The sequence below is a fragment of the Mycobacterium sp. TH-M15 genome (assembly GCF_057473705.1).
In genome coordinates this window covers 1-2,106 of record NZ_JBYCLB010000474.1, presented here as the reverse complement: position 1 = coordinate 2,106, position 2,106 = coordinate 1, and the positions used below count along the sequence as shown (strand labels likewise).

General features: G+C 70.0%; 3 protein-coding genes. All 3 read right to left on the bottom strand.

Features of this window, described 5'->3' with window-relative positions; genetic code table 11:
• Positions 1-23: 23 nt before the first annotated feature.
• Positions 24-527 (bottom strand): nitroreductase family deazaflavin-dependent oxidoreductase, encoded by a 504-nt coding sequence (locus tag AC2VNT_RS11470; protein WP_486946972.1) that lies wholly within the window; start codon positions 525-527, stop codon positions 24-26.
• 88 nt (positions 528-615) lie between these two features.
• Positions 616-1,005, bottom strand: a complete 390-nt coding sequence (locus AC2VNT_RS11465) for a DUF8021 domain-containing protein (protein ID WP_486946971.1) — start codon at positions 1,003-1,005, stop codon at positions 616-618.
• Positions 1,005-2,106, bottom strand: a 1,102-nt coding sequence (locus AC2VNT_RS11460) for a steroid 3-ketoacyl-CoA thiolase (protein ID WP_486946970.1), incomplete at its 5' end; no start/stop codon positions are given. The genes AC2VNT_RS11460 and AC2VNT_RS11465, both read right to left, overlap by 1 nt.

The following is a 2,106-nucleotide window of genomic DNA, read 5'->3' as shown; positions in this document are numbered from 1 at the left end:
CGCGACTTCGATGATCCATCGACTCAGCTCGTTCCCCACTTGCGCCACGGTTCGCAGATCACGATCGGCATCTTGCGATCGGTCCAGGACCGGTAATCGGCGAAGTCCGGGTACATCGCGTCGAGCTTCGGCCAGTAGTCGGCGCGTTCGGCGTCGGTGGCGTCACGCGCCCGCAGCGTCCGTGTCTCGCCGCGGATCTGGAACGACACCCGCGGTTCGGCCTTCAGGTTCAGGTACCACATCGGGTTGGTGGCCCGCCCACCCTGGGAGGCCACCACGATGATCCGGTCGCCGTCGCGCAGGTACAGCAGCGGTGACTCCCGGGGCTTGCCGGTTTTGCGGCCGGTGGTGGTCAGGATCCCGACCGGCGGGACGTCACCGAAGCGCTGGCTGCCCAGCCGCCACTTGCCGCCGAGCCTGCCGTCGGTCGCCTTGTAGGCCCAGGTGTTGACGCGTGACATCCACTTGATGAAGACACCGGTCAGTTCGGAGTTGAGTCCGCGTGGGGCTGAACCTTGCTCGGCCATCGGGTCAGCTTAACGACGACCGCAGATGCGGCGGCGTCGGGCGCTGGGGGCACCTCCCGCTTGCGGGCGACGGGTCGGCGGCAACGGACTAGCGGCGGACGAACGGCCGGATGCCCGCCCGGATGTGGTGGATCATCGCGGAGCCGTGCTGGTCGTCGGCCGGGATCCGAAACACCTCGTCGACGTGGGCGCAGATCCGCCGCCCGAGCAGCGCCGGCTTGGTGATGATGTCGTAGACCGCCCGCACCTCGTCGCCGTCGACGCTGTACTCCGGCAGGGTTGCCGCGGAGATCAGCCGGAACTGGGGACCCCGGGTCAGGCTGCGGCGCAGGTGATCTCCGGAGAAGCCGGTCTTGATGCCGACCTCGATACGGACGCAGTCCGGCGTGAACGGAACGTCGTCGCCGCGGTGGCTGACCAATGCGTCGATGTATGCCTGCGCGGCGGCGATCCGGTCGGCCTCGGCGACGGCAACCACTAGATCCGCTCGATGATGGTGGCGCCGGAGAGCGCACCGCCGGCGCACATGGTGATCAGCGCGGTCGACTTGTCGGTGCGCTCCAGCTCGTGCAGCGCGGTGGTGATCAGCCGGCTGCCGGTGCAGCCGACCGGGTGGCCGAGTGCGATCGCGCCGCCGCTCGGGTTGACCCGGTCCATCTCCGGCTCGTACACCTGCGCCCAGGACAGCACCACCGACGCGAAGGCCTCGTTGATCTCGACCACGTCGATGTCGCCGATCTTCATGCCGGCCTTCTCCAGCGCCTTCGCGGTGGACTGCACCGGCCCGTCCAGGTGGTAGTAGGTCTCGGCGCCGACCAACGCCTGGCTGACGATCCGCGCCCGCGGGGTGAAGCCGAGCGCGGTGGCCTTCGCCTCGTCCATCCACAGCAGCGCGGCCGCGCCGTCGGAGATCTGCGACGACGTCCCCGCGGTGTGCAGGCCGCCCTCGATCACCGGGTTCAGCGCGGCCAGTGCCTCCGGGGTGGTGTCGCGCAGGCCCTGGTCGTGGCCGACCATGTGCAGGGCGTCGGTGGGCTGCTTGTTCTCGTCGATCACCGGCGCCTGGATCGGCGAGATCTCCCGGTCGAACCGGCCCTCGGCCCAGGCCTGCTTGGCCAGCCGCTGCGAGCGCACCCCGAAAGCGTCCAGGTCGGCCCGGGTCAGACCGCGCCGCTTGGCGATCCGCTCGGCGGCCTCGAACTGGTTGGGCAGGTCGATGTCCCAGGACGTCGCCCGGGCACCGCCGCCGTTCTCGCCGAGGCCGACCCGGCTCATCGCCTCGACGCCGCAGGCGATGCCGATGTCGATGGCGCCGACCGAGATCAGCCCGGCGATCAGGTGGTTGGCCTGCTGACCGCTGCTGCACTGGCAGTCGACGCTGGTGGCACCCACCTGCTCGGGCAGCCCGGCGACCAGCCAGGACTGCCGGGTGATGTTGTTGGCCTGCTCGCCGAACTGGGTGACACAACCGCCGATGACCTGCTCGACGGCGCCGGCGTCCAGGCCCGACTTGGCCACCAGCGCGCTCTGCACGGCGCCGAGGAGTTCGGTGTCGTGCAGGCCGGAGAGCCAGCCGTTT